Source organism: Streptomyces shenzhenensis (genome assembly GCF_003688995.1).
GTDB classification, from domain to species: Bacteria; Actinomycetota; Actinomycetes; order Streptomycetales; family Streptomycetaceae; genus Streptomyces; species Streptomyces shenzhenensis_A.
The window spans coordinates 215,121-240,032 of the sequence record NZ_PENI01000004.1; the positions used below are offsets into that span (position 1 = coordinate 215,121).

At 71.9% G+C, this 24,912-nt stretch carries 21 protein-coding genes; 8 read left to right on the forward strand and 13 right to left on the reverse strand.

Features of this window, described 5'->3' with window-relative positions:
- Positions 1-41: 41 nt before the first annotated feature.
- The 10 genes from CTZ28_RS08620 to CTZ28_RS08665 form a co-directional block, all read right to left on the reverse strand.
- On the reverse strand, positions 42-1,085 hold the full coding sequence (locus CTZ28_RS08620; RefSeq protein WP_121888671.1) for a glutamate ABC transporter substrate-binding protein: 1,044 nt from the start codon (positions 1,083-1,085) through the stop codon (positions 42-44).
- Between the two features lie 13 nt (positions 1,086-1,098).
- The gene (locus tag CTZ28_RS08625; RefSeq protein WP_398655540.1) at positions 1,099-2,496 is read right to left on the reverse strand and encodes a hypothetical protein; all 1,398 of its coding nucleotides are present in this window, start codon (positions 2,494-2,496) and stop codon (positions 1,099-1,101) included.
- 180 nt (positions 2,497-2,676) lie between these two features.
- Complete coding sequence (locus CTZ28_RS08630; RefSeq protein ID WP_121888672.1) at positions 2,677-3,648, reverse strand: N-acetylglucosamine kinase; 972 nt, start codon at positions 3,646-3,648, stop codon at positions 2,677-2,679.
- Complete coding sequence (locus CTZ28_RS08635) at positions 3,639-4,904, reverse strand: 6-phospho-beta-glucosidase (protein WP_121888673.1); 1,266 nt, start codon at positions 4,902-4,904, stop codon at positions 3,639-3,641. The genes CTZ28_RS08630 and CTZ28_RS08635 overlap by 10 nt, the downstream gene beginning before the upstream one ends.
- A gap of 4 nt (positions 4,905-4,908) precedes the next feature.
- On the reverse strand, positions 4,909-5,802 hold the full coding sequence (locus CTZ28_RS08640; protein WP_121888674.1) for a carbohydrate ABC transporter permease: 894 nt from the start codon (positions 5,800-5,802) through the stop codon (positions 4,909-4,911).
- Between the two features lie 2 nt (positions 5,803-5,804).
- Positions 5,805-6,746 carry a carbohydrate ABC transporter permease gene (locus CTZ28_RS08645; RefSeq protein WP_121888675.1) on the reverse strand — a complete coding sequence of 314 codons (942 nt, stop codon included), beginning with the start codon at positions 6,744-6,746 and terminating at the stop codon, positions 5,805-5,807.
- 16 nt (positions 6,747-6,762) lie between these two features.
- Positions 6,763-8,106, reverse strand: a complete 1,344-nt coding sequence (locus CTZ28_RS08650; RefSeq protein ID WP_121888676.1) for an ABC transporter substrate-binding protein — start codon at positions 8,104-8,106, stop codon at positions 6,763-6,765.
- A gap of 51 nt (positions 8,107-8,157) precedes the next feature.
- The gene (locus tag CTZ28_RS08655) at positions 8,158-9,369 is read right to left on the reverse strand and encodes an ROK family transcriptional regulator (protein WP_121888677.1); all 1,212 of its coding nucleotides are present in this window, start codon (positions 9,367-9,369) and stop codon (positions 8,158-8,160) included.
- A 141-nt stretch (positions 9,370-9,510) separates the two neighbouring features.
- Positions 9,511-10,131: a Uma2 family endonuclease gene (locus CTZ28_RS08660; protein WP_121888678.1), complete on the reverse strand. Its 621-nt coding sequence runs from the start codon at positions 10,129-10,131 to the stop codon at positions 9,511-9,513.
- Positions 10,132-10,278: 147 nt separating this feature from the next.
- Complete coding sequence (locus CTZ28_RS08665) at positions 10,279-11,373, reverse strand: mechanosensitive ion channel family protein (RefSeq protein WP_121888679.1); 1,095 nt, start codon at positions 11,371-11,373, stop codon at positions 10,279-10,281.
- A gap of 368 nt (positions 11,374-11,741) precedes the next feature.
- Here CTZ28_RS08665 and CTZ28_RS08670 point away from each other — a divergent pair, with 368 nt between their 5' ends.
- The 4 genes from CTZ28_RS08670 (at position 11,742) to CTZ28_RS08685 (ending at position 15,159) form a co-directional block, all read left to right on the forward strand.
- Positions 11,742-12,278 (forward strand): HNH endonuclease, encoded by a 537-nt coding sequence (locus tag CTZ28_RS08670; protein ID WP_121888680.1) that lies wholly within the window; start codon positions 11,742-11,744, stop codon positions 12,276-12,278.
- A 203-nt stretch (positions 12,279-12,481) separates the two neighbouring features.
- A complete protein-coding gene (locus CTZ28_RS08675) occupies positions 12,482-12,727 on the forward strand; it encodes a hypothetical protein (RefSeq protein ID WP_121888681.1) in 246 nt (81 codons plus the stop codon).
- Positions 12,728-14,806, forward strand: coding sequence for a 4-alpha-glucanotransferase (malQ, locus tag CTZ28_RS08680; protein ID WP_121888682.1), 2,079 nt, complete (start codon positions 12,728-12,730; stop codon positions 14,804-14,806). It begins immediately after the preceding gene.
- 101 nt (positions 14,807-14,907) lie between these two features.
- Positions 14,908-15,159 carry a hypothetical protein gene (locus tag CTZ28_RS08685; RefSeq protein WP_121888683.1) on the forward strand — a complete coding sequence of 84 codons (252 nt, stop codon included), beginning with the start codon at positions 14,908-14,910 and terminating at the stop codon, positions 15,157-15,159.
- A 155-nt stretch (positions 15,160-15,314) separates the two neighbouring features.
- Here CTZ28_RS08685 and pepN read toward each other — a convergent pair whose 3' ends face one another.
- Positions 15,315-17,897: an aminopeptidase N gene (pepN, locus tag CTZ28_RS08690; RefSeq protein ID WP_121888684.1), complete on the reverse strand. Its 2,583-nt coding sequence runs from the start codon at positions 17,895-17,897 to the stop codon at positions 15,315-15,317.
- Between the two features lie 176 nt (positions 17,898-18,073).
- Between pepN and CTZ28_RS08695 the strand changes: the two genes are divergently transcribed.
- Together CTZ28_RS08695 and CTZ28_RS08700 are read left to right on the forward strand one after the other, a co-directional pair.
- Positions 18,074-18,304, forward strand: coding sequence for a ribbon-helix-helix domain-containing protein (locus tag CTZ28_RS08695; protein WP_121888873.1), 231 nt, complete (start codon positions 18,074-18,076; stop codon positions 18,302-18,304).
- On the forward strand, positions 18,291-18,638 hold the full coding sequence (locus tag CTZ28_RS08700) for a type II toxin-antitoxin system PemK/MazF family toxin (protein ID WP_121888685.1): 348 nt from the start codon (positions 18,291-18,293) through the stop codon (positions 18,636-18,638). Before CTZ28_RS08695 ends, CTZ28_RS08700 begins: the two co-directional genes overlap by 14 nt.
- A gap of 45 nt (positions 18,639-18,683) precedes the next feature.
- On the opposite strand, the gene CTZ28_RS08705 is transcribed toward CTZ28_RS08700, so the two are convergent.
- Positions 18,684-19,700 carry an aspartate-semialdehyde dehydrogenase gene (locus tag CTZ28_RS08705; RefSeq protein ID WP_121888686.1) on the reverse strand — a complete coding sequence of 339 codons (1,017 nt, stop codon included), beginning with the start codon at positions 19,698-19,700 and terminating at the stop codon, positions 18,684-18,686.
- A 366-nt stretch (positions 19,701-20,066) separates the two neighbouring features.
- Between CTZ28_RS08705 and CTZ28_RS08710 the strand changes: the two genes are divergently transcribed.
- A complete protein-coding gene (locus CTZ28_RS08710) occupies positions 20,067-20,603 on the forward strand; it encodes a sigma-70 family RNA polymerase sigma factor (RefSeq protein WP_121888687.1) in 537 nt (178 codons plus the stop codon).
- A gap of 1 nt (position 20,604) precedes the next feature.
- Positions 20,605-21,327 (forward strand): hypothetical protein, encoded by a 723-nt coding sequence (locus tag CTZ28_RS08715; protein WP_121888688.1) that lies wholly within the window; start codon positions 20,605-20,607, stop codon positions 21,325-21,327.
- 86 nt (positions 21,328-21,413) lie between these two features.
- On the opposite strand, the gene CTZ28_RS08720 is transcribed toward CTZ28_RS08715, so the two are convergent.
- Positions 21,414-24,719, reverse strand: a complete 3,306-nt coding sequence (locus CTZ28_RS08720) for a S8 family serine peptidase (RefSeq protein ID WP_121888689.1) — start codon at positions 24,717-24,719, stop codon at positions 21,414-21,416.
- Positions 24,720-24,912 lie beyond the last annotated feature (193 nt).

Consider the following 24,912-nt stretch of genomic DNA (forward strand, 5'->3'; position numbering starts at 1 on the left):
CGGTCGAAGGTCTGCCCAAAGATCGGTGGGCCGATGCCCGTTCAGCTGGTGCGCAGGTATTCCGGCGCCGGCGGTCTCGAAGGCGCCGCGTCCTTCCCCAGTGTCGCCGACAGCCACTCGTCGTACGACCGCTGCCAGCCGTCCGCGCGGTAGTCCACCAGGACCCGGTTGACCCGGCGTACCAGATCGTCGGCGTCCTTCTTCATCGCCACGCCGTAGTACTCGGTGGTGAACGCGGCGCCCTTCAGTTCGACCGTGGGGTCCTGCGCGGCCTGACTCGCGGCGAGCGCGCCGTCGGTGACCACCGCGTCCACCGCGCCGAGTTGGAGCTGCACCAGGCAGTCGAGCTGGTTGGGCACGGTGACGGAGATGTCCGTGCTGGACGGCAGCCGGCCGTTCTGCTTGTCCTCCGACAGCTTGGTGTACGCCGTCGAACCGGTCGCCGTGCAGATCCGCCGGTCCGCCAGCGAGTCGTCGTACCCCGTGATCGACGACGACTTGGGCGCCAGCACCTGCTGGCCGGTCTTGAAGTACGGGGCGGAGAAGGCGACGTCGGACAGCCGGTCGCAGGCGATGGTCATGGTGCGGACGACCATGTCGACCCGGCCGTCCTCGATGGCGGGGATGCGCTGGTTGGTCGGGATGGCCCTGAACTGGACCGCGTCCCGGTCGCCGAGGATGTCCGCGGCGATCCGGTGCGCCAGGTCGATGTCGAAGCCCTCCAGTTCCGCGCCCTGGGTGTTCGGGTTGCGGTAGCCCCAGCGGTAGCTGTTCTGGTCGACGCCGACGATCAGCTTCCGCTTGGCACCCTGGCGGGCCTTGATGGCGTCGATGGTGGGGCCGTCCGCGCCCGACGGGGCCAGCGTCTGCTTCTCCGGGTCCGCGCAGGCGTCGGCCCGCGCCTGACTGCCGGCGGCGACGCGCCCGGCGCCGGCCGGCGGCCCGTCGTCCGGGTCGCCGGCCGACTGGGTCAGCGGCAGCAGCAGCACGGACGCCAGCGCCAGGGCGCAGCCGGCCGCCATCGCGCCGACTCCGCCCCAGCCCCGCAGCGAGGCCCGGCGACCGCGCTCTTCGCGTGCGTTCATCGTCACGCCCCTCTCACCGGTACTCCGAAAGCCGGCGCCCGATGCCGAGCATCGCGCCCGCCGCGCCCAGGACGGCGAGGACCGCGGCGCCGACGGGCAGGAAGCTCATCGCGCGCCGGCCGTCGCGCGCCGACTGCTCGAACTGGTCCCGCTCGTGCGCCAGCGCCGTCTTCAGGCCGGCGTCCACGCTGTCGAAGCACTCGCCGGTCGCGCCCTCGGCGCCGATCACCTTGTCCAGCGCCTGCTGGTAGTTGCCGCTCTCGTCCTCGGTACGGGCCGAGGCGTGGCGCTGCTTCCACACCGCCATGTCGTCCTCGGCCGCGGCCACCGGCCTGCCGCCGGCCCTGTCGTCGGCGAGCCGCTTCGCCTCGGCCAGGCTCCTGCCGAGGTCGGCGATGTTCCGGTCGAAGTCGTAGTAGTACGCGTCGTAGGTCTGCCCGCCGACCTTGACGGTGTCGGCGCCGCGGGCCACCAGGCTCAGGTTCTCGTTGCCACGGGCCTTCAGGGAGGCGATGCGGGCGTCGTGCAGCGCGTTCAGCGAGCGGACGCCGTGGTCGTAGGAGCCGTTGAGACCGGCCCGGGCGACGGAGTGGCCGACGACCAGCCAGAGCAGGACGATCGCGGCGGCGCCGGTGGCGGCCACCAGACCGTGGTTGAGGACGCGGTTCGTGCGCCGGTACGTGCGCTGCTGGGCCCAGGCCAGTGCGCCCAGGGCGATGACACCGAGGGCCATCGCCGCCCACGGGTAGGGCGTCGCGTCCCGGTAGTCGGCCTTCAGCCGCTCGTTCTCCGACGTGTACAGCTCCTCGGCCGCGGGCAGCATCCGGTCCTGCATCCTGCTGTTGGCGAGCCGCAGATAGGCGCCGCCCACCGGGTAGCCCTGCCGGTTGTAGGTGCGCGCCCGCTCGACCAGGCCCTTGTACTCCGGCAGCAGCCGGTTGAGCTTGGCTATGGCCACCGCGGAGGGGGAATCCGGCTCCGAGTTGGCGGCGGCCGTGACCAGTTTCTCGGCCGCGGTGCGGATGTCGTTCTCGTACCGGCTGCCGGCGGTGGCGTTCTCCTGGCCGCCCGCCAGGAAGCCGCTGGACGCGGCCGTGTTGGCGTCGGCGAGCGAGCGGTAGATGTCGGCCGCGTCCGAGCTGAGCGGCTGGCTGCGGTTCAGCACGTCGTCCGCGGCGGACGCGCGGTCGTCGGTCTGCCAGGCGGTGACCGCGCCGAACGCGAGGACCAGCAGGGCGAGTACGGCACCGATGATGCGCAGCCGGCCCGGCTCGGTGGTCGCGGCGGCGCGCAGCCGGTCCAGGCCCTCGGCGAAGGCGGTGCGCCGCGGCGGTACGGCGGGCATGGCGGGCGGGCCCGGGGCCGGGCCCGCGCCCGGTGGCGCCGCGCTGCTCTTCGGCGGATGTGTCACCTCGACCTCCCCCATGGTCATCCGTCGCCGCCAAGTATCGCCGCAGGGACCGACATCCGCACCGGCCTTCACTGGATCTTGATCGGATCACAGCGGTTGCCTCCGGCGGTGCTGCCGCGTTCTTCACCGCCCCTTGCCCATGAATACGCGGGGCGAATCTGTTCGGTTCCCCCCTGGGGGTCAGGGTTCCCAGTGGGCTCTTGTGTGCTTCTGGGCTTCGGGGGGTGCGGCCAAGCGGTCCAGGCCCAGGAGCGCCGCGCCCAGTACCGGAGGTGCCGTCACCACCCGGGCCCCCGCCTTCGGCGCGCGCGCCGCCAGCAGGTCCCGTACGCCGTCGTCGAGTTGGGCGTGCCCGGCCGTGAGGACACCGCCGCCGAGCAGCACCGGGACCTCCTCGTCCAGCAGGCCGAGCCGGGTCAGCGCCACCGCCGCCATGGTCACCACCTCCTCGGCCAGCCGGTCCACGACCGACCGGGCGACGGCGTCCCCCTCCGCCGCCGTCGCGAACAGCACCGGCGTCAGCTCGTGCCGCCGCCCGTGCGCGATGTGCTCCAGGTGCAGCGCCTCGATGAGGGCGTACATGGAGTCCAGGCCGAAGTGGGCGGGCAGGGTCCGGGCCAGCCGGGTCGGCGCACCGCGCCCGTCCTCGGCGCGTGCCGCATGCCACAGGGCCTCCTCGGCGAGGGCCCAGCCGCCGCCCCAGTCACCGGATATGCGGCCGATCGCCGGGAAGCGGGCGGTGCGGCCGTCGGGGCGCATGCCGACGCAGTTGATGCCCGCGCCGCAGACCACCGCGACGCCCCGGGGCTCGGCCACGCCCGCCCGCAGGATCGCGAAGGTGTCGTTGCGCACCTCCACCGTGCCGCCCCACGCGCGCGCGTGCAGCGCGGCGGCCAACTGCTCCTCCTCCACGGGCAGATCGGCGTTCGCCAGACACGCGGAGACATGCGTGACGGAGCTGACGCCGGCCGCGGCGTAGGCCCGCCCGACCGCGTCGGCCACCGCGTCGACGGCCGTGGTCACGCCCACCGCGGGCGGCCGGAAGCCACCGCCGCGTGCGGTGGCGAGGACGGTCCCGTCCGCCGCCACCACCGCGACGTCGGTCTTGCTGTTGCCCGCGTCGATGGCGAGGACGCTTGCGGTCAGGCCCACGCGAGGTGCTCCCGGTTGTGCGCGATCAGCCGGTCGGTGAGTTCTTCGGCGTACTCGTACTGGCCGATCAGGGGGTGCGCAAGCAGCGCTTGGCACACCCGGTCCCGGCCGCCGTGCAGCGCCGCCCGCAGGGCCAGGTCCTCGTACGCCGTCACGTTCGCCACCAGCCCCGCGTACAGCGGGCCCAGGGCCGGCACCGGCAGCGGCACCGGGCCCTTCGGGCCGACCGCCGCCTGCACCTCGATCACCGCGTCGTCCGGCAGGAAGGGCAGCGTGCCCCGGTTGGCGGTGTTCACCACCTGGTACGGGCTGCCCGCGCCGCCCAGCAGCGCCGCCGCCAGGTCCACCGCGGCCTCCGAGTAGTAGGCGCCGCCGCGCTGTGCGAGCAGCGCCGGCTTCTCGTCCAGGGCCGGGTCGCCGTACATCTCCAGGAGCTGCCGTTCCATCTCGGCGACCTCGGCCGCCCGGGAGGGCTTGGTGCGCAGCTCCCGTACCACCGCGTCGTGCGCGTAATAGTAGCGCAGGTAGTACGACGGGACCACGCCGAGGCGGTCGAGCAGCGGCCGCGGCAGGCGCAGTTCGCCGGCGATGGTGTCGCCGTGCCGCGCGAGCAGCTGTGGCAGTACGTCCTCGCCCTCGGGGCCGCCGAGCCGCACGCCCGTCTCCCAGGTGAGGTGGTTGAGGCCCACGTGGTCGAGGTGGATGTCCTGCGGGGCGGTGCCGAGCAGGGCCGCGAACTTCCGCTGGAAGCCGATCGCCACGTTGCACAGCCCGACCGCCCGGTGCCCGGCCTGGAGCAGTGCGCGGGTGACGATGCCGACCGGGTTGGTGAAGTCGATGATCCAGGCGTTCGGGTTGGCGCGGCGGACGCGTTCGGCGATGTCCAGGACCACCGGCACCGTGCGCAGCGCCTTGGCGAGGCCGCCGGCACCGGTCGTCTCCTGGCCGACGCAGCCGCACTCCAGCGGCCAGGTCTCGTCCTGCTGCCGGGCGGCCTGGCCGCCGACCCGGAGCTGGAGCAGGACCGCGTCGGCGCCCTCGACCCCGGCGTCCAGGTCGGCGGTGGTGACGATCCGGCCGGGGTGCCCCTGTCTGGCGAAGATGCGCCGGGCCAGCCCGCCGACCAGTTCCAGGCGCTCGGCCGCCGGGTCCACCAGGACCAGCTCGGCGACGGGCAGGGTGTCCCTCAACCGTGCGAATCCGTCGATCAGTTCGGGCGTGTAGGTCGAGCCTCCGCCGACCACAGTGAGTTTCATGCGATCAACCCTTCACTCCGGTGAGCGTGACGCCCTCGACGAACGCCTTCTGGGCGAAGAAAAACACGAGGATCACGGGGGCCATGACCAGGACGGTCGCGGCCATGGTGAGGTTCCAGTCGGTGTGGTGGGCGCCCTTGAAGGACTCCAGGCCGTAGCTCAGGGTCCAGGCGCCCGGGTTCTCGGACGCGTAGATCTGCGGGCCGAAGTAGTCGTTCCAGGCGTAGAAGAACTGGAACAGGGCGACCGCCGCGATGCCGGGCCTGGCCATCGGGAGTACGACCCGCAGCAGCGTCCGCAGTTCGCCGCAGCCGTCCACCTTCGCCGCGTCCAGGTACTCGTTGGGAATGGTCATCAGGAACTGGCGCAGCAGGAAGATGGAGAACGCGTCGCCGAACGCCATCGGGATGATCAGCGGCCAGAGCGTGCCGGACAGATCGAGCTGCTTCGCCCAGAACAGATACATCGGGATGATGATGACCTGCGGGGGCAGCATCATCATCGAGATCACCAGCATCAGCGACAGATTCCGGCCCCGGAAGCGGAACTTGGCGAGCGCGTACGCCACCGGGAGCGAGGACACGACGGTCAGGACCGTGCCCAGGCCGGCGTAGAGCAGTGTGTTCTTCCACCAGGTCAGGAAGCCGGGCGTGGCGAACACCTGCTGGTAGTTGCCCCACTCCCAGGTGTGCGGGATCAGGTCCCGGCTCAGCGCCTGGCTGTCGCTCATCAGGGACGTCAGCAGGACGAACACGAAGGGCAGGGTGAAGAACAGCGCGGCGGCGACTCCGAGGCAGTGGACGCCGATCCACTCCAGGAGCGCCCGGCGGCGGGCGGTGCGTTGGGCCGGGGAGACGGGCACGGACGTCTTCGGCGGTGGGGGCAGAACCTGGGTCATGGTCAGTCACCTGCCTGGACGAGACCGCCCCGGCGCCGCATCAGGAACGCGGTGAACGCCATCGACAGGGCCAAGAGGACGAGGGCGACGACACACGCGGAGCCGTAGTCGAAGCGCTGGAAGCCAAGGTTGTAGACGAGCTGGGGGAGGGTGAGCGTGGACTGCTCCGGGTAGCCGGGCTCGAACTGGGTGCCCGCGCCCTGGATCACGCCCGAGGCGACCTTCCCGGCGATCAGCGGCTGCGTGTAGTACTGCATCGTCTGGATCACGCCGGTGACCACGGCGAACATCACGATCGGGGAGATGTTCGGCAGGGTGACGAACCGGAACCGCTGCCACGCCGACGCCCCGTCCAGCTCCGCCGCCTCGTACTGCTCCGTCGGCACGTCGAGCAGCGCGGCCATGAAGATGACCATCAGGTCGCCGACTCCCCACAGGGCCAGCAGGGTCAGCGCCGGCTTGGACCAGGTGGGGTCGTTGAACCAGCCCGGGGCCGGGATGCCGGCCTGCTCCAGCAGCGAGTCGACCGGTCCCGTACCGGGGTTGAGCAGAAAGGCGAAGGCCATCGTCGCGGCCACCGGCGGGGCGAGGTAGGGCAGATAGAACAGGGTGCGGAAGACGCCCGTGCCCGTCCTGATCCGGGTGATGAGCATGCCGACGCCGAGTCCGAAGACGACCCGGAGGGTGACCATCACGAGGACCAGCCACAGGGTGTTGCGCAGGGCGGGCCAGAAGAGCGGGTAGTGCTCGACGACATAGGTCCAGTTCTTCGTGCCGCTCCACGTCGGCCGCCGGAAGCCGTCGTAGTGCATGAACGAGAAGTAGACCGTCGAGATCAGCGGGTACGCGAAGAAGACCGCGAAGCCGATCAGCCAGGGCGACATGAAGGCGACCGTGCGCAGCGCCGCACGGCGGCGCTTCGACGCGAGGGTGACGGTGCTCATTTCCGCGGGACCCGGTCTACTTCGCCTGCGCGATGTCGGTGTCGATCTGCGCGGCCGTCTTCTTCAGGCCCGCCGTCAGATCGGTGGCCCTGCCGCTCTCGTACGCGTATCCGAACTGCTGGATCGTCACGAGGTACACGCCGCCGTTGACGGAGGCGGGCGTCGTGGTGGAGTGCGGGTTCGCCGCGATGTCCAGGAAGGTCTTGAACCGCGGGTCGTACTTCAGTTTCGGCGACTTGATGGCGGCCAGCGTGGAGGGCACGTTGTGGATGGCGTTGGAGAAGTCCACCACCGCGTCCGTGTCGGTGGTCAGGTACTTCACCAGCTCCCAGGCCGCGTTCTGCTTCGTGCTGGTGGCGGCGATGCCCGCGATGGTGCCGGTGATGTAGCCCTTGCCGTACTGGTCCGCCCGGTCGTCGGGGACCGGCAGCGGCGCGACGCCGATCTCGAAGTCCGGGCCCGCCTCCTCGGCCATGCCGAGCCGCCACTCGCCGTCGAGCTGCATGGCCACCTGGCCGGTGTGGAAGGGGTGCTCGGGGCCCCACTCGTCGCCGAGCGTGGCGCGGAACTTCTCCAGCTTCTGGAATCCGCCGAGTTCGTCGACGAGCCGCTTCTGCAGCCTGAACCCGGCCTCGAAGGCGGGGTCCGCGGCGAGGTTCGACTTTCCGTCGGAGTCGAAGTACGTCGGTGAGAACTGTGCGAAGTAGTGCTCGGTGGTGGATTCCCAGCCGTGGTAGTTCGGCATGAACCCGAGCTGCCGGTAGCCGTCGCCCTGGGGGATCGTCAGTTTCCTGGCGTCCGCCTCGAACTCGGTCCAGGTCTTCGGCGGGCTGGTGATGCCGGCCTTCTTGAACGCGGTCTTGTTGTAGTAGAGCCCGTACGCATCGCCCAGTAGCGGCACCGAGCAGCGGTTGCCGTCGAACTGCGTGTACTCGTTCATCGCCTTCGGGAACGTCGTCTCCGGGTCGATGCCCGACTTCTCGAAGAACGGGTTCAGATCGACCAGCGCGCCGGACGAGCAGAACTTGCCCACATTGTTGGTGGTGAAGGAGGAGATCACATCGGGCGCCTTGGCGCCGCCGGTGCGCAGCGCCTGATTGATCTTGTCGTCGGTCATGTTGCCGACGACGTCGACGTGGAGCGTGGGGTGCGCCTTCTCGAAGCCCGCGATCAGCGACTTGACCGCGGCCACCTCGCTCGGCGCGCTCCAGGCGTGCCAGAAGGTGAGGGTGGTCTCCTTCGAGGGGTCGTCAGCGGCGCCCGAACCGGACTGGCCGGTACAGGCCGTGGTGAGCAGCGTCAGCGAGGCGGTGAGGGCGAAAGCCGTGTTTCTGACCATTTCGGGTATGGCTCGGGGCATGACGGGGTCTCCCTGGGGCGGGGGTGTGGTGCCGGAAGGGCGGTGCGGGGCTCAGCGCGAGGTGTCGAAGACCTCGTCACGGGTGGTGGCGAGCGCGCTCTCCAACGCGCCGCGCAGCACGGGGTGTTCCTGGACGTCGCCGACGACGAGGTGCGGGCGGGGCGCGGCCAGCTCCTCCAGTTCGGCCTGTACGAGGGCGCGCAGCACCTCGCCGCCCGAGGCGAGCGCGGTGCCGCTGAGGACGACGAGTTCGGGGTCGAGGACGGCGACGAGCGAGGCGAGTCCGGTGGCGAGCCGGGTGGCGTACGTCCGCAGCAGCTCCCGGTAGGGTCCGCCGGCGTGGTCGGCGGCACGGGCCACGAGCCGGGCGGCGACCTCCGCGTACGGCCCGCTCGGTACGTCCGTGATGCCCAGCTCCCGGGCCAGGCGGGGCAGCGCCTGGGATCCGGCGAGTTCCTGGTAGCCACCGCTGTTGGCCTTGGTGACCTGGCGCACCAGCGGTGTGCCCGGTACCGGCAGGAAGCCGACCTCGCCGGCGCCGCCGGTCCAGCCGCGGTGCAGCCGGCCGCCGAGGACCAGGGCGGCGCCCAGTCCCTCCTGGTTCCACAGCAGCACGAAGTCGCCGTGCCCGCGGGCCGCGCCGAGCCGCTGCTCGGCGATGGCGACGAGGTTGACGTCGTTCTCGTACTCCACCGGCATGGGCAGCGCCGCGGCGAGTTCGTCGAGCAGCGCCGGGGCGTGCCAGCCGGGCAGGTGGGAGGCGTAGCGCAGCCGGCCGGTGCCCGGGTCGAAGGCGCCCGGCGTGCCGATGACGAGGCGGCGCAGATCGTCGCGGGCCAGCCCGGCGGCGTGCGCGGCGCCGTCCAGCGCGTCGGTCACCTGGCGGACGACGGGCTGCGCCGGGCGTCTGCCGGGGGTGGGCAGCTCGTACTCGCCGACGGTGCGTCCGGTGAGATCGGCGACGGCGGCGCGGATCCGGCCCGGGGTGACATCGAGTCCGGCGGCGTGCGCGGCGGTCGGGTTGACCGCGTACAGCTGGGCGTTGGGGCCCGGGCGGCCCTCGCTGGTGCCGGTGGCCCGCACCAGCCCTGCCGCCTCCAGCCGGGCCAGCAGCTGGGAGGCGGTCGGCTTGGACAGGCCGGTGAGCTTGCCGATCCGGGTGCGGGACAGCGGGCCGTGCTCCAGCAGCAGGTCCAGAGCGGCGCGATCGTTCATGGCGCGCAGGACGCGCGGGGTGCCCGGCGTGCCGGCGGATCCTGCCATCGTGAGTCGACACCTGCCCTTCCAGCTGCCCAGCCTTCCAGTGGCCCGGGCGGCATGTCCACCCATGATCACTGTTAGGAAAGTTTCCTGTCGGCGACAGAAAGTTAGGCGCCCGCGAAACCAGCCGTCAAGAGAGAGCGGTCAGTCCGTGCGGAACGGGGTGGTGTCCAGGGCGGGGTAGGGGGCCGGGAGGGGAAGGGGGGCGCCCAGGTCGACCTTGTCTTCCTCGCTGTAGTACGCCTTGGCCGCGTCCTCGCCCGGGAGAACCGGGCCGGTGTGGCAGTGAGCCGTGGCGGTATCCCGGTTGATCAGAACGTAGACCGGAACGGCCGCGGCGGCGTAGGCGCGGAGCTTGGGGCTGGTGTCCGCCCAGTGGTTGCTCGACGTCACCTCGCCGACCAGAGCGAGCATGTCCATGGGGTACCAGCCCTTGTGGGCCTTCCGGTACGACTCGTCGAGTTCGGACGCCTTGCGCCGCCGCACGTAGAAGTCCGGGATGAGGAGGGCCATCGTGCTGCCGTCCTTGTGCGCGGCGCGATAACCGTTGCCCATGCCCACGAGGTCGAATCCGGCTGCGCGCAGTTGGTAGCACAGCTCGAAGGCGCCGTGGTTGTGGTTGTCGTTCGGCTGCGGCGGCACGATGACCGTCCCCTCGACGTACTCCGGTCGAATCGGCACCCGTGATGCCTTTTCGATCGCGCTCAACAGGTCGATGGGGTCCACCTGCGTCATGACCGGCTCCATGATCGGTTCGGCGCTCATCGCTGGTTCTCCTTGTCCCGCTGATGGCAGGCTAAGCCCGCGCTGGGTGCCCCGGCAGAACAATGACGCGCCGAACGGCCTGCGGTGCGGGAACGGCGGCTGCCCTCACTCGAACGAGTGTGCTGAACCGATCCGCCTCCGGCCGCCCTACTTCGTCGGCGGGCGCTGGGGGGCTATGGCGGTTGCCGCCTCGGACTGGGGGGACGCGGTGTTGCCGAACGCCGAGGGGGCCGCCATGGCGGCCGTCGGGTCGGGGGGCGTGGACTCCGGCGCCGTGGGCTCCCCGCCCACGATCCGGATGTCCGCCGCGTCGAAGGCCCGCTTGATGCGCCAGCGCAGTTCACGCTCGACCGACAGCGACTTGCCCGGCATCGTCTTGGCGGAGACCCGGATCGTCATCGAGTCGACCAGCACGCTGTCCAGGCCGAGTACCTCGATCGGGCCCCAGAGCAGCTCGTTCCAGGGCTCCTCCTTGCCCATCCGCTCGGCGATCTCGTCGAGCGTGGCCTTCACCCGGTCCAGGTCCTCGGTGGGCCGCACCGTCACGTCCACCCCGGCCGTCGCCCAGCCCTGCGACAGGTTGCCGATGCGCTTGACCTCGCCGTTGCGGACGTACCAGATCTCGCCGTCGGCGCCGCGCAGCTTGGTCACCCGAAGGCCGACCTCGATCACCTCGCCGGTGGCGACACCCGCGTCGATCTGGTCGCCGACGCCGTACTGGTCCTCCAGGATCATGAAGACACCGGAGAGGAAGTCCGTCACCAGGTTGCGGGCGCCGAAACCGATCGCCACACCCGCGACACCGGCCGAGGCGAGCAGCGGGGCCAGATTGATCTGGAACGTGGACAGGACCATCAGCGCCGCGGTGCCGAGGATCAGGAACGACGCCACCGACCTGAGCACCGAACCGATCGCCTGCGAGCGCTGGCGGCGACGCTCGACGTTGACCAGCAGCCCGCTCAGCGCCGTCCCGTCGACCGCCTGGACCGTGCGGTTCATACGGTCTATCAGCTTGGTGATCGCCCGGCGCACCACCACCCGCAGTACCGCCGCCACCACCAGGATCAGCAGGACCCTGAGCCCGATGGCGAGCCACGTCGACCAGTTCTGCTCGACCCAGCTGGCGGCGTTGGTCGCGCTCTCCTGGGCGTCCTGGAACGTGGGCACCGTCGGGGCCGTCGACTCCGAGGGAGACGGCGACGGCGACGAGGCGGCGGCCGTCAGGGCGGCGGACAAGGACACGGCGGGTACCTCCAGGTGCAGCGGTCTGCCTCCGGTCGGCGGTCAGGGGCGTCAGGGTGTGGCTTAGGTCGTCGAGACCATCTCGAACATCGAGACCATCGAGAACGTCGACAACACGGATTGCGTACCGGACGGGCAGAACCAACACACTAACGGGGCATTGTGTGTGCCCCGCGCCGTGTGCAGAGGAGAGACCAGGCTCACGTGGGCTTGAACAGGCCGTGATCCGGGGGATGAATTCAGGTGTGGTCGAAAACACTCCCAGCCCGTTACCGGGACATGGTGGCGCTTTCACCAGGCATGAGGGGAGACTGGCTGCAGATCGTCCCGGCGCGAGCCACGCGTCGCCGGCGTACAAGGAGGCATCCGTGCCGCATGTCCTGGTCCTCAACGCGTCGTACGAGCCGCTGGGCGTCGTACCGCTCCGCCGCGCGCTCGTGCTCGTCCTCGAGAACAAAGCAGTCTGTCTCGAGGAGTCCGGCGCCTTCATGCACAGCGCAACCGTCACAGTCCCCGCGCCCAGCGTGGTCCGGCTCAAACGATTCGTACGGGTTCCCTACCGGGGGCCCGTTCCGCTGACCCGTCGGGCGCTGTTCGCCCGGGACGGGGGCCGGTGCATGTACTGCGGTGGCGTCGCAACCAGCGTCGACCACGTCATCCCGCGCAGCCGCGGGGGCAAGCACGTCTGGGACAACGTGGTGGCCTCCTGCCGCCGCTGCAACCACGTGAAGGCCGACCGCCACCTGGTCGAGATCGGCTGGCGGCTGCGCCACAAACCCGCCCCGCCCACCGGCCTGGCCTGGCGCATCATCGGCACCGGCCATAGGGACCCGCGCTGGCTGCCCTACTTGCAGCCGTACGGCGCGGACGACGCCTTGGCCCGGATCGACGGCATTTCCGCCTGAGGATCCGGGCCTTCGTACACCCCGTGGCCGCCCACCGGCCACGGGGCCCGGCTCGGTGTGTTCTCGGCTCCGCCGCGGTGCGGTGTCCACCCCGCGGCCAGGACGCGCGTTCCGCTCCACCCGGCGTGGCGAGTGTCGTCGCGTCGGCTGGGTAGGCCTGGCGTTGACCGTCAGAATCCGTCGTAGCCGACAAGGAGAACGACGTGCCCGCACCGGCCCACCTCCCGCTCCCCGCCCCGTGCACCCCCGTGCCGGGGCCGACCGCCGCGCCCGACGACGCCCCGTTCTGCGTGTTCAGCGCGGAGGGCGCGCACACCGAGACCCCGCTGACCAGCGAGCCGCCGCTGCCCGCCGCCGAGCCCCTCACCAGTGAGCCGCCGCTGACCGACCAAACCGCGCTGACCAGTGAGTCCGACGCGATCGCCGACCCCATCGGCCCGGTGCGGTAGATGACAGGGCCCGGGCCGGCCGCCGCCCCCGACGCGGAGCTGAGCCGGCTCGCCGAGCTGTACGGCGTATCCACCTCCTACCGCCCCGCCCCGGACCGCACGGTCGCCGCCTCCGCCTCCGCCGTCGTCGCCGCCCTGGCCGCGCTCGACGTCGACGCGGGCACCGGGCGGGCGGTCCGTGCCGCCCTCGCCGACCGTGAGCGCGCGCTGCGCAACCGGCTCCTGCCGCCGACGGTCGTGCACCGGACCAGCACCGCGGGCCCCCTCGACGCCCTGCCGCCCGGCACCCGGCTGCGCGTCGACACCGAGCAGGGCGAGCGCCGCTCCACCGCCGCAGGGCTTCCGGCCGGCGTCCACCGGGTGAGTGCCGCCGCCCCCGACGGCCGGACCGCCGAGGCCCAGCTGATCGTCGCCCCCGACCGGCTGCCCACCCCCGCCGGGCGGTCGTACGGACTCCTCGTCCAGCTCTACTCGCTGCTGTCCCGGCGGTCCTGGGGCATGGGCGACCTCGGCGACCTGAGCGAGCTGGCCGGCTGGGCGGGACGCACGGCCGGCGCCGGATTCGTGCAGGTCAACCCGTTGCATGCGGCCGTACCCGGCAGCCCGACCGACCCCTCCCCGTACCGGCCGTCCTCCCGCCGCTTCCCGGACCCGGTCCATCTGCGGGTGCAGGACGTACCCGAGTTCGCGTACGTCGAGGACCGCGACCGCGTCGGCGGGCTCCTCGAACGGGCCGCCCGGCTGCGCGCCACCGTGCTCGACAAGGGCGCGCTCATCGACCGGGACGCGGTGTGGCAGCTCAAGCGCGAGGCGCTGGAACTGGTCCGGGAGGTGCCCCTGGCGCCGGGCCGGCAGGCCGCCCACGCCGACTTCCTCGCCCAGGAGGGCCCGGCCCTGGCGGACCACGCCACCTGGTGCGCGCTCGCCGAGGTGCACGGCTCCGACTGGCACACCTGGCCGCCCGAGCTGCGCGACCCCCGCTCGTCCGGCACCGCCCGGGCCCGCGCCGAGCTGCGGGACCGCGTCGACCTCCACTCCTGGCTGGCCTGGCTCACCGACACCCAGCTCGGCGCCGCCCAGCGCGCCGCGCGCGAGGCGGGCATGCCGGTCGGCATCGTGCACGACCTCGCGGTCGGCGTGCACCCCCGGGGCGCCGACGCCTGGGCCCAGCAGGAGTACTTCGCCGCCGGGATGTCGGTGGGCGCCCCGCCGGACGCCTTCAACGCCCTCGGCCAGGACTGGGGCCTGCCGCCCTGGCGCCCGGACCGCCTCGCGCGTTCCGGCCACGCCCCCTACCGCCACCTCCTGCGCGCCCTCTTCCGTTACGCGGGCGCGGTCCGCATCGACCATGTGATGGGCCTGTTCCGGCTGTGGTGGGTGCCGCAGGGGCAGCCGCCGACCCAGGGCACATACGTCCGGCACGACGCCGAGGCGATGCTCGCGCTGCTCGCCCTGGAGGCGTCCCGGGCCGGGGCCGTCGTGATCGGCGAGGACCTCGGCACCGTGGAGCCCGGCGTGCGCGAGACGCTCCAGCGGCACGGCGTGCTCGGCACGTCGGTGCTGTGGTTCGAACGGGACTGGGCGGGCGACGGCCGCCCGCTCGCGCCGGACCGCTGGCGCGCCGACTGCCTGGCCACCGCCACCACCCACGACCTGCCGCCCACGGCCGCCCGGCTCAGCGGCGAGCACGTCGAACTCCGCGACCGCCTCGGCCTGCTGACCCACCCGGCGGCGCACGAGCGGGCGGCCGCCGCCGCGGACGCGGGGGAGTGGCTGGACCTGCTCGCCCGCCTCGGACTGCTCCGGGGGACGCCGGGAGACCGCACGCCGGCCGCCGAGGAGGAGCGGATCCGGGCGGTCCACCGCTTCCTGCTGCGCACCCCGGCCCGCCTGGTCGGCGTGTGGCTCCCGGACGGCATCGGCGATCGCCGCCCGCAGAACCTCCCGGGCACCTGGGACCAGTACCCGAACTGGCGGTTGCCCATCGCCGACGCGGACGGCCGCCCGGTGACCCTGGAGGAGCTGACCGCCGCGCCCCGGCTGCGCGCCCTGCTGGAGACCCTGCGCACGGGCGCATGAGCCCGGATCCGGGCCCGGCCGCGGCCGGCGCCGCCCCGCTTTTCCGCGTTCTACGGCACCCCGGGCGCGTGTCGGGTTCGGGCGTTCGCTACTTTTGCACCGTGGACAAGAAGAACGCCCTGCGCGTCGGCGCCCTGGCCGCCGGTACGACGCTGATGATGCTGCTCATGTCGTCCCCCGCGCTCGCGCTCACCCGCGACGACGGCGACGACCCCGGCACGGGCCTCAGCGTCATCGAGACGCTGGGTCTCTACGTGGTCGCCCCGATCGTGCTGTTCGCGGTCATCGCGGGCCTGGTCATGGTCCTGGACAAGTCGAAGCACCGCGTGACGAAGGCCGGGGCGAAGACCTGAGCCGAGCCCGGCCCGTATGCCCGGGGGCGCCGACCTCACTCCGCCCGGGGTGAGGCCGGCGCCCCAGGCATGTCCCCGCACACCCCAGTACACGACGCGACGGGGATGAGGGGGCGCCGGACACGGCGCCCCCTCATCCCCGTCCCAGGGGGTGGTTACGCGGTGGTCGCTGCCGCGTCCGCCGTCTGGGCCTTCAGGGCGCGCTGTACGCCCGCGCGGGACTCCGAGACGAGGCGTCGCAGGGCCGCGTTGGGCTCGGCCGAGGCGAGCCAGGCGTCCGTCCTGCGGAGGGTCTCCTCGGACACCTGGATCGACGGGTAGAAGCCGACCGCGATCTGCTGGGCGATCTCGTGCGAGCGGGAGCCCCAGATGCCCTTGACGACCTCGAAGTACCGCTCCGTGTAGGGCGCCAGCAGCTCGCGCTGGTCGCTCTGCGCGAAGCCGCCGATCACGGCCTCCTGGACGGCGTTCGGGAGCTTGTCGGACTCGATGACCGACGCCCACGCCTCCGCCTTGGCCTCCGGCGTCGGACGGGCCGCCCGCGCGGTGGCCGCGTGCCGCTCGCCTGCCGCGGTCCTGTCCCGCTCGTACTCGCCCGCGATCTCCGTCTCGTCGAACCGGCCGACCGCCGCCAGCCGCTCCACGAACACCCAGCGCAGGTCCGTGTCCACGGCCAGGCCCTCGACCGTGTGCGTGCCGTCCAGCAGGCCCTCCAGCAGATCCAGCTGCTCCGGCGTACGGGCGGTCGCCGCGAACGCCCGGGCCCAGGCCAGCTGGTGGTCGCCGCCCGGCTCGGCGGACCGCAGATGCGCCAGCGTGGCATCCGTCCAGCGGGTGAGCAGCGCCTCGCGGGCGGCGGGGTCGGCGTACAGCTCGATCGCCAGCTTCACCTGCCGCTGGAGCGACTGCACCACACCGATGTCGGACTCCTTGCCGATGCCGGACAGCACCAGGGACAGATAGTCACGGGTGGCCAGTTCCGCGTCCCGGGTCATGTCCCAGGCCGACGCCCAGCACAGGGCGCGGGGCAGCGACGACGCGAAGTCGCCGAGGTGCTCGGTGACGAAGGCGAGGGACGCCTCGTCGAGGCGGACCTTCGCGTACGACAGGTCGTCGTCGTTGAGCAGGATCACATCCGGGCGGCGCCGCCCGGCCAGCTGTGGCACGGCCGTCAGCTCGCCGTCCACGTCCAGCTCGATCCGCTCGTCGCGCACCAGCTTGCCGCTCGCCTCGTCGAGCTCGTACAGGCCGACCGCGACACGGTGCGGGCGCAGCGTCGGCTCGCCCTTGGCACCGGCGGGCAGCGCCGGGGCCTCCTGGCGGATCGCGAAGGACGTGATGACGCCGTCGGCGTCCGTCTCGATCTCCGGGCGCAGCACGTTGATGCCGGCCGTCTCCAGCCACTTCTTCGACCAGGTCCGCAGATCACGGCCGGAGGTCTCCTCCAGGGCGCCCAGCAGGTCGGACAGGCGCGTGTTGCCGTACGCGTGGCGCTTGAAGTAGGCCTGCACGCCCCGGAAGAACTCGTCCATGCCGACGTACGCGACGAGCTGCTTGAGCACGCTGGCACCCTTGGCGTACGTGATGCCGTCGAAGTTGACCAGCACGTCGTCCAGGTCGTGGATCTCGGCCATGATCGGGTGCGTGGAGGGCAGCTGGTCCTGCCGGTAGGCCCAGGTCTTCATGGAGTTGGCGAAGGTGGTCCACGCGTGCGGCCACCGGGAGTCCGGTGCGTAGGCCTGGCAGGCGATGGAGGTGTAGGTGGCGAACGACTCGTTCAGCCACAGGTCGTTCCACCACTCCATGGTGACCAGGTCGCCGAACCACATGTGGGCCAGCTCGTGCAGGATGGTCTCGGCCCGCATCTCGTAGGCCGCGTCGGTCACCTTGGACCGGAAGACGTACTGGTCCCGGATGGTGACCGCGCCCGCGTTCTCCATCGCGCCGGCGTTGAACTCCGGCACGAAGAGCTGGTCGTACTTCTCGAACGGGTACGTGTAGTCGAACTTCTCCTGGAACCACGCGAAGCCCTGCCGGGTCACCTCGAAGATCGCGTCCGAGTCGAGGAACTCGGCGAGCGAGGGACGGCAGTAGATGCCGAGGGGCACGCTCTGGCCGTCCTTCTCGTACACGCTGTGCACGGAGTGGTACGGGCCGGCGATCAGCGCGGTGATGTACGTCGAGATGCGCGGCGTCGGCGCGAAGACCCAGATGTCGTCCTTGGGCTCGGGCGTCGGGGAGTTGGAGATGACGGTCCAGCCCGTCGGCGCCTTCACGGTGAACTGGAAGGTCGCCTTCAGGTCCGGCTGCTCGAAGGAGGCGAAGACCCGGCGGGCGTCCGGCACCTCGAACTGGGTGTACAGGTACGCCTGCTGGTCGACCGGGTCGACGAAGCGGTGCAGTCCCTCGCCGGTGTTCGTGTACGCGCAGTCGGCCACGACCCGCAGGACGTTGCGGCCGGCCAGCAGGCCGGGCAGCGCGATCCGGGAGTCCGCGAAGACCGCGGCCGCGTCGAGCGGGTCGCCGTTGAGGGTCACCTCGTGGACCGTGGGGGCCACCAGGTCGATGAAGGACTCGGCGCCTGCCTCCGCGACGTCGAAGCGCACCGTGGTCACGGACCGGTAGGTGCCTCCCCCACTCTGCGCGCCGGAGAGGTCGAGATCGACCTCGTACGAGTCAACGGTCAGCAGCTTCGCCCGCTGCTGAGCCTCTTCGCGAGTCAGGTTTGTGCCAGGCACGCTGTCATCTCCTCGTTATGTGCGGGTTGCGCCATCCTTCCACGGGTCATCCGCGGAACGCGATGTCCGGATCCCGCCGGTGCCCGAGGCGCACGCGCGCCCCGTCGATCCGGGTTAGCGTCCGTACGGTAGTACGAGTGGTGGCCACCTTGGTCATACCTTGCTACCGTGACGGTATGAAGATCAGTGTGAGCCTGCCGCAGGAGGATGTCGCCTTCGTCGACGAGTACGCGACCCGTACCGACGCTGAGTCCCGTTCGGCGGTGATACACGCCGCCATCGAGTTGTTGAGGCAAGCACAGCTCGAGGAGGAGTACGCAGCGGCATTCGCCGAGTGGGACGGCAGCGAGGACGCGGAGTTCTGGGACCGGTTCTCGGGGGACGGGCTGAGCGATGAAGCGCGGTGACATCTACCTGGTCGACTACGAGCCGGCACGGGGCAGCGAGGCGAACAAGGCCCGTCCCGCCGTGATCGTCTCGAACGACGGCGCCAACGCGGCGGTCGAGCGAACGGGCCGGGGCGTCGTCACACTGGTGCCTCTGACGACGAACACGGCGCGCGTCTATCCGTTCCAGGTGCTGCTTCCCGCCGACGAATGCGGTCTTCCCAAGGACTCCAAGGTGCAGTGCGAGCAGGTGCGTGCGCTCGCCCTGGAGCGGTTGCTGCGGCCGATCGGATCGGTGCCCCGGCAGCACATGGCGGAGATCGACGTGGCCCTGCGCAGGCACCTCGCCCTCTGAACAGCCCGAAGGGGCGCCCGCCGCTGGGCGCCCCATCGTGCGAGGTCAGCCCGCCAGTTCGGTTGCGACCAGTTCCGCGATCTGGACGGCGTTCAGGGCCGCGCCCTTGCGCAGGTTGTCGTTGGAGAGGAACAGGGCCAGGCCGTTGTCCACCGTCTCGTCACGGCGGATGCGGCCGACGTACGACGGGTCCTGGCCGGCCGCCTGGAGCGGGGTCGGGATGTCGGTGAGGACCACGCCCGGCGCCTCGGTGAGCAGCTCCGTGGCCCGCTCCGGGGACAGCGGACCCGCGAAGCGGGCGTTGACCTGGAGGGAGTGGCCGGAGAACACCGGGACGCGCACACAGGTGCCGGAGACCTTCAGGCCGGGGATCTCCAGGATCTTGCGGGACTCGTGGCGCAGCTTCTGCTCCTCGTCGGTCTCGTTCAGGCCGTCGTCGACGAGGCTGCCCGCGAAGGGGAGCACGTTGAAGGCGATGGGGCGCCGGTAGACCTGCGGCTCGGGGAAGACGACGGCCGAGCCGTCGTGGGTGAGCCGGTCCGCCTCGTCGACCACCTTCTGGGCCTGGCCGTGCAGCTCCGCCACGCCCGCGAGGCCCGAGCCGGAGACCGCCTGGTAGGTGGCGACGACCAGCGCCTCAAGACCCGCCTCCCGGTGCAGCGGCTTGAGGACCGGCATCGCGGCCATCGTCGTGCAGTTCGGGTTGGCGATGATGCCCTTGGGGCGGTCCGCGACCGCGTGCGGGTTCACCTCGGCGACCACCAGGGGTACGTCCGGGTCCCGCCGCCAGGCCGAGGAGTTGTCGATCACGACGGCGCCCTGGGCGGCGACCCGCTCGGCCAGCGCCCGGGAGGTGGCGCCGCCCGCGGAGAACAGGACGATGTCCAGGCCGGTGTAGTCGGCGGTCGCCGCGTCCTCCACCGGCACGCCGTCGAGGACCGTCCCGGCGGACCGGGCGGACGCGAACAGGCGCAGCTCGTCCAGCGGGAAGTTCCGCTCGGTGAGGATCCTGCGCATGACCGTGCCGACCTGACCGGTGGCTCCGACGATTCCGACCCTCACGGCGACTCCCTCTGCGTGTGTGCTTGTCCGTCTGTTCCGCCGGTGTGCTGCCCGCAGTGCCCGGCGGGGGCTTTTCCATCATGCGGCCCGCCCCGGCCCGCCTGTCCAATTCTTTGCCGGGGCCGGCAGGACACCGGGACGTACGCACCCGGCGGCCGGGCCGGTACGTTCCGTCCGCACCCCCGTTGAGCTGGAGAAATTCCCCCGCCGGGGCCGTTGCGCCGCAAGCTGTGCTGCCTCCCGGCTGCCCGCCGCCGACCCGGCCACACGGCGGTGTGACGTACGCCTCGACCCGCCCGGAGCATTCCGCCGAACGTTCCGGCCGCCCGTGGCGTCGTAGGAGAAACGTGGTGAGGGGGGTGGCTTGTGCTGCGCAGAAGGGCCCGGCGCGGCCCGGAGCCGATCGCCGGTGGGGGCGACGATCCGCTGGACGCGGCCCAGGAACGCCGGGTGCGGGCGGTGCTCGCACTCGGCGGCGTACCGCAGGCGGACCTGCTGGACGGGGTGCAGCAGGTCCGCCTGCGGCTGCTGGAGCGGGCCGCGAAGGGCGAGGAGGCGCCGCGCGACGTGTCCGCGTGGGCGGCGGTCGTGGCCTCCAACCTGGCCATGGACTGGCACCGGGCCAAGCGCCGCCAGGAACGGCTCGGCGAACGGCTGGCCTCGCTGCGGCAGTCGGAGCACCCCTCCGGCGAGGAGACCAGCCTGCTCTCCCTCGCCGTCGCCCAGGGCCTGGACGAGCTGCCCGACGCCCAGCGTCAGGTGCTCGTCCTGCGGTTCTACGCCGATCTGCCGGTGCGCGGGATCGCCGAGGAGCTCGGCGTCCCCGAGGGCACGGTCAAGAGCAGGCTGCACACGGCGGTCCGGGCCCTGCGCGCCCGCCTGCACGAGGACGAGGTGGTGTGACGTGACCGCCGAGCACGATCCGTACGACCCGCACGACGGCACCGACGCGCTGCTGGCCGCGATCACCGGCGAGGCGGGGCCGGCGGAGGCGGCCGGGACGGACCCCAGGGCCGCCGCCGAGCACCGCTCCGCACAGGCCGATGTCGCGCTGCTGCGGGAGCAGCTGAGGATCATCGGGGACGCGCTCGCGGCGCCCGCCCCGGCCGCGCGGCCCGCGCCGCGGCGGGCGCCCGAGCCGGCCCGCCCCCGGCGCCGCTTCCTGGCCCTCGCCGTCGGCGCCCTGGCCGTGGCCTGCGTGGTGACCGTTCTGTCCGGGCTGGCCTGGCTGCTGGCCGGGCCGGGCCCCGGCCTCTCGGCGGGCGCCGACGACAGCGCGGCCAAGGCCGAGAGCCGGGCCGACAACCGCTCGGCCCACGCGGCGTGCGCCCGGCTCGTGGTCGAGGGCGAGGTCGTCGGCGTCGAGACGGTGGCCGGCACCGGATCGCAGCGGGTCACCCTGCGCGTGACCCGCTACTACCGGCCCGAGCGGGGCGAGGCCGAGGTCACCGTGGTGACGGACGAGGCCGTCGCACCGCGCCCGCGCCCGGGCGAGCACGTCCTGCTGGCCGTACCCCGCGGGGCCGACTCGCCCGACCTGTGGGTGACGGACGAGCGGGAGATCGCGCGGCAACGCAGCACCGTGGAACGGGAGGTGGCGGTCTCGCCCGCCGCCGGGTGCCCGTGACGCACGGCGAGGGGGCGGGCGCCCGCCGGGCCGCCCGCCCCCTGCTCACTCCGGCACCGTGACCCGGTGCTCACGACGTCATGACGTCACGGCGTGACCTTCTCGAGCTGTACGCTGCCGACGCCCGCGACCGTGCCGCGCGCGTTCACCAGCTGCACCTGACCGAAGAACTCGCGCCCCTCCGGGGCCGGCGCGGCGGCCGTGACCTGTCCGGTCACCGTGGCCGAGGCGCCCGTGCCGAGCTTCACCGGCGCCGACCCGTCGACCGTGACGGTGCCGAGCGTGGCGGAGAAGAACACGTCCCGGTAGTCGTAGTCGGTGGAGCCCGCCGGGACCGAGTAGCCGTAGACCTCGACGGTGTAGGTGCCCGCGGCCGGCTCGGCGAGGGAGACCGCCTCCTCCGAGTCGCCGTCCGCGGACTGGGCGACCTGGTTGCCGTCCGCGTCGTACACGGTCAGGTCCAGGTCGGCGGCGGTGTCGGAGACATTGCCGATGGCGACGTCCAGGGACTGGGCGCCCTCCGGCACGGTCACCTCGGTGAGCCGGCTCTCGCCCTCCCGGATGGCGGGCCGGTCGGACTTCGAGGAGCCGAGCGGACCGCCGACGAGCCTGCCGTCCAGGGCGGCGAAGGCGTTGGTCACCGTCCAGGAGGCGGCGGCCGGGACGCCGACCTCGGCCTCGGGCACGGTCACGGTCGCCGGGTCGAAGACCGCACCGAGGACGGTGACGTCCAGCTTGTACGGGTTGTCGAGCAGCGGCGAGGTGCGGCGCGCCTCGACCTCGACCTCCCAGACCCCGGCCTGCGGGTCGGCGTACGAGCGCACGTCGGGCCGGCAGCCGTTGCCGTTCAGGTAGTTGTTGTAGCAGTACGGCGTCGAGGTGTTGTCGACCGGAACGCCGTACGGGTGGACGGAGATGAACCGGGTCTGGCTCTTGTCCCGCAGCCCGCCGATCGCGACCTCCAGGGACTTGGCGCCCTCGGGGACCGTGAGGAAGTACGACTGCGTGCTGTTGCGCTGCACCGAACCCGACGCGGCGTAGGTGTAGTGGACGGGCGCCGCGACCACGACCGTGGTGAGGATCTGCTTGTCGACGCCCTTCGTCCTCGGGTCGTCGACCTCCAGGATCGCGCTCTTGAGGCCCGCGGACCTCGGGGCGGCCTGGACCTTGACGGTCACCGGCCGGTTCAGCGGCAGCTTCACCTCGTCCGGGCCGACGATCCGGAAGGTGTCACCGGCGTTGTTCTCGAAGTGCAGCTCGTGCCGGATCGCCTTGTCCGCGCCGGAGGTACGGGTGATCGTGACGTCGTACGTCTTCTTCTGCCCGGCCTTCAGCCCGCCCTCGCGGTCGTACAGGCCGGTGCCGAAGCCCGGTGTCTTCAGGGCGAAGTCGATCGCGGTGTCGACCGGGGCCTTGACCGTGTAGTCGTGGGCGCTCGCGCCCTTCTGGATGGCCTTCCACGCGTCGACGATGTTGATCAGGCCCGCGCCCTCCTCGTACGCCTGCACCCCCTTGATGTGGTCGGCGGTCGAGGTCAGGGCGGTGCGCAGGGCGGCCGGGGTGAGGTCGATGTGCCGCTGCTCGGCGGCGCTCAGCAGCAGGGCGCTCGCGCCGGCCGCCTGCGGGGAGGCCATCGAGGTGCCCTGGAGCATCGAGTAGCCGGCCGGCAGCGCGTAGCCCGCCTCGGCGACCGGGCCGCCGGGCAGCCAGGTCTGGGTGGCGTTGATCGCGGCGCCGGGCGCGGTCAGGGTCGGGGTGAAGCCGCCGTCCTCGCGCGGGCCGCGGGAGGAGAACGGCATCATCGCGTACTTCTTCGCCACCTGGGAGCCGTAGTTGGCGGCCCAGGTCTCCTTGGAGATGCCGGCGCCGACCGAGATCACCTTGTCGGCCAGGCCAGGGTCGCCGATCGTGTTGGCGCCGGGTCCTGAGTTGCCCGCGGAGATGACGAGCTGCACGCCGTAGGTGTCGATGAGCCGTGTGTACAGCTCGGCGCGCGCGTTGTTGCCGTCGTTGAGCGCCGGCAGGCCGCCGATCGACATGTTGACGATGTCGACGCCGCGGTCGGCCACGAGGTCGATCATGCCCTCGGTGAGCGCCACGTTGGTGCAGCCGCCGCTCCAGGTGCAGGCACGGGAGGAGACGATCTTCGCGCCGGGCGCCGCGCCGTTCATCTTCCCGCCGAACAGGCCGTTGGCGGAGGTGATGCCGGCGACGTGGGTGCCGTGCTCCGACTCGATGACGCCGATGTTGACGAAGTCGGCCTTCTTGCCGACCCAGGACCCGCCGTAGGGGTCCATCGGTACGTCCTTGCGGATCTGCACGACGAACGGCTGCCGCTCGACCACGTCGGTCTTCGGGTCGTCGGTGCCGAAGTACCCGATCTGGTAGCCGTCCTTGTACGGCTTCATCGGGGTGTCGTCGCCGAAGTCGTGGTTGTTGTTCAGGTCGACGCGGACCGTGCCCGCCGCGGGGTCGTAGAGCACGCCCCAGGAGTCGGTGGTGTCGCCGTCGCGGTTCGCGTCGCCCTTCGCGTCGCCACCCGTGGTGGCGGACTCCCGGAAGACGTTGATCTGGTAGGAGCCCGCCGGGGCCGTCCAGTTCCGGCCGTCGTAGGCGAACGACGTCCCGGAGACGGCGGTGACCATCGGGCGCCAGGTCTGGTCGCTGTCGACGATCGGGTCGGTGGCCGTCACCCAGTCGACGATCTTGCGCTCGCCGGTGGTGGTCCGCTGCAGCGCCGGGTGGCCGAGGTCGACGCCGGAGTCGAGGATGCCGATGGTGACGCCGCGGCCGTCCGCCTTCGGGTTCTTCTTCACGAAGTCGACGGCGCCCGTCTCGAAGGACGGGTTGTACGGGTTCTCGGCGGGGGTGTTCCTGCCCGGTGCCGGATAGGTCTTCGCCGTCGCGGCGGACCCGGCCCCCTTGGCGGTGTCCGCGGCCGGCGACGGGTCGTCGAGCGGGATCTCCTGGCGCAGATCGATGGCGTGCACCGAGGACAGCTCGGCGGCGGCGGCGATGGCCGCGTCCGCCTTGCCGGTCGGGACGGTGGCGCGGACGTAGCCCAGCTTGTCGTAGGTGCGGCCGACGGAGCCGCCCTTGACCGCGTCGAGCTGCTCGGCGACCTGCGCGGTCCGGCCGGGCGCGGTGGCGATCATCATCGTGACGTTCTTCTCGCCGGCCGCCCTGGCCTCGGCGAGCAGGTCGGCGTCGTCCGAACCCAGCTTGTCGTGGGCGGGCTTGACGCCGGGGTCGGCCGTCGCAGCGGCGGTGGTCGCGGCGACGGCCAGGGGTATCGGGCCGGCCGCGGAGAGCGCGGCCACCAGACCCGCGGCCACGGCGATGCGGGCCACGCGTCTCGCGCCCGGTATCGGGTCGCTCTTGGAGAGGGTCATCGGCATCCCTTGTAGGTAAAGGAACGTTGAGCACGGCAGTCCGGATTTCGGTGCCGGACGATCGCTCAGCTTGACCCAAGGGTGAGAACTTTGGGGAGAGTTGACCGGGGCGTCCGCGACGTATGGCGTACATCCGCCATACGCCACGGGGGACTTAGGTGTCCAAAGGGTGATCTGTCGTCGCTTGTTTCGA

What these genes read in the sequence shown, in the direction of transcription:
- CTZ28_RS08620 (WP_121888671.1), bottom strand. Translation starts at nt 1,085, where the DNA reads ATGAACGCACGCGAAGAGCGCGGTCGCCGGGCCTCGCTGCGGGGCTGG.
- CTZ28_RS08635 (WP_121888673.1), bottom strand. Translation starts at nt 4,904, where the DNA reads ATGAAACTCACTGTGGTCGGCGGAGGCTCGACCTACACGCCCGAACTG.
- CTZ28_RS08640 (WP_121888674.1), bottom strand. Translation starts at nt 5,802, where the DNA reads ATGACCCAGGTTCTGCCCCCACCGCCGAAGACGTCCGTGCCCGTCTCC.
- CTZ28_RS08645 (WP_121888675.1), bottom strand. Translation starts at nt 6,746, where the DNA reads ATGAGCACCGTCACCCTCGCGTCGAAGCGCCGCCGTGCGGCGCTGCGC.
- CTZ28_RS08650 (WP_121888676.1), bottom strand. Translation starts at nt 8,106, where the DNA reads ATGCCCCGAGCCATACCCGAAATGGTCAGAAACACGGCTTTCGCCCTC.
- CTZ28_RS08655 (WP_121888677.1), bottom strand. Translation starts at nt 9,369, where the DNA reads ATGGCAGGATCCGCCGGCACGCCGGGCACCCCGCGCGTCCTGCGCGCC.
- CTZ28_RS08660 (WP_121888678.1), bottom strand. Translation starts at nt 10,131, where the DNA reads ATGAGCGCCGAACCGATCATGGAGCCGGTCATGACGCAGGTGGACCCC.
- malQ (WP_121888682.1), top strand. Translation starts at nt 12,728, where the DNA reads ATGACAGGGCCCGGGCCGGCCGCCGCCCCCGACGCGGAGCTGAGCCGG.
- CTZ28_RS08695 (WP_121888873.1), top strand. Translation starts at nt 18,074, where the DNA reads ATGAAGATCAGTGTGAGCCTGCCGCAGGAGGATGTCGCCTTCGTCGAC.
- CTZ28_RS08700 (WP_121888685.1), top strand. Translation starts at nt 18,291, where the DNA reads ATGAAGCGCGGTGACATCTACCTGGTCGACTACGAGCCGGCACGGGGC.
- CTZ28_RS08720 (WP_121888689.1), bottom strand. Translation starts at nt 24,719, where the DNA reads ATGACCCTCTCCAAGAGCGACCCGATACCGGGCGCGAGACGCGTGGCC.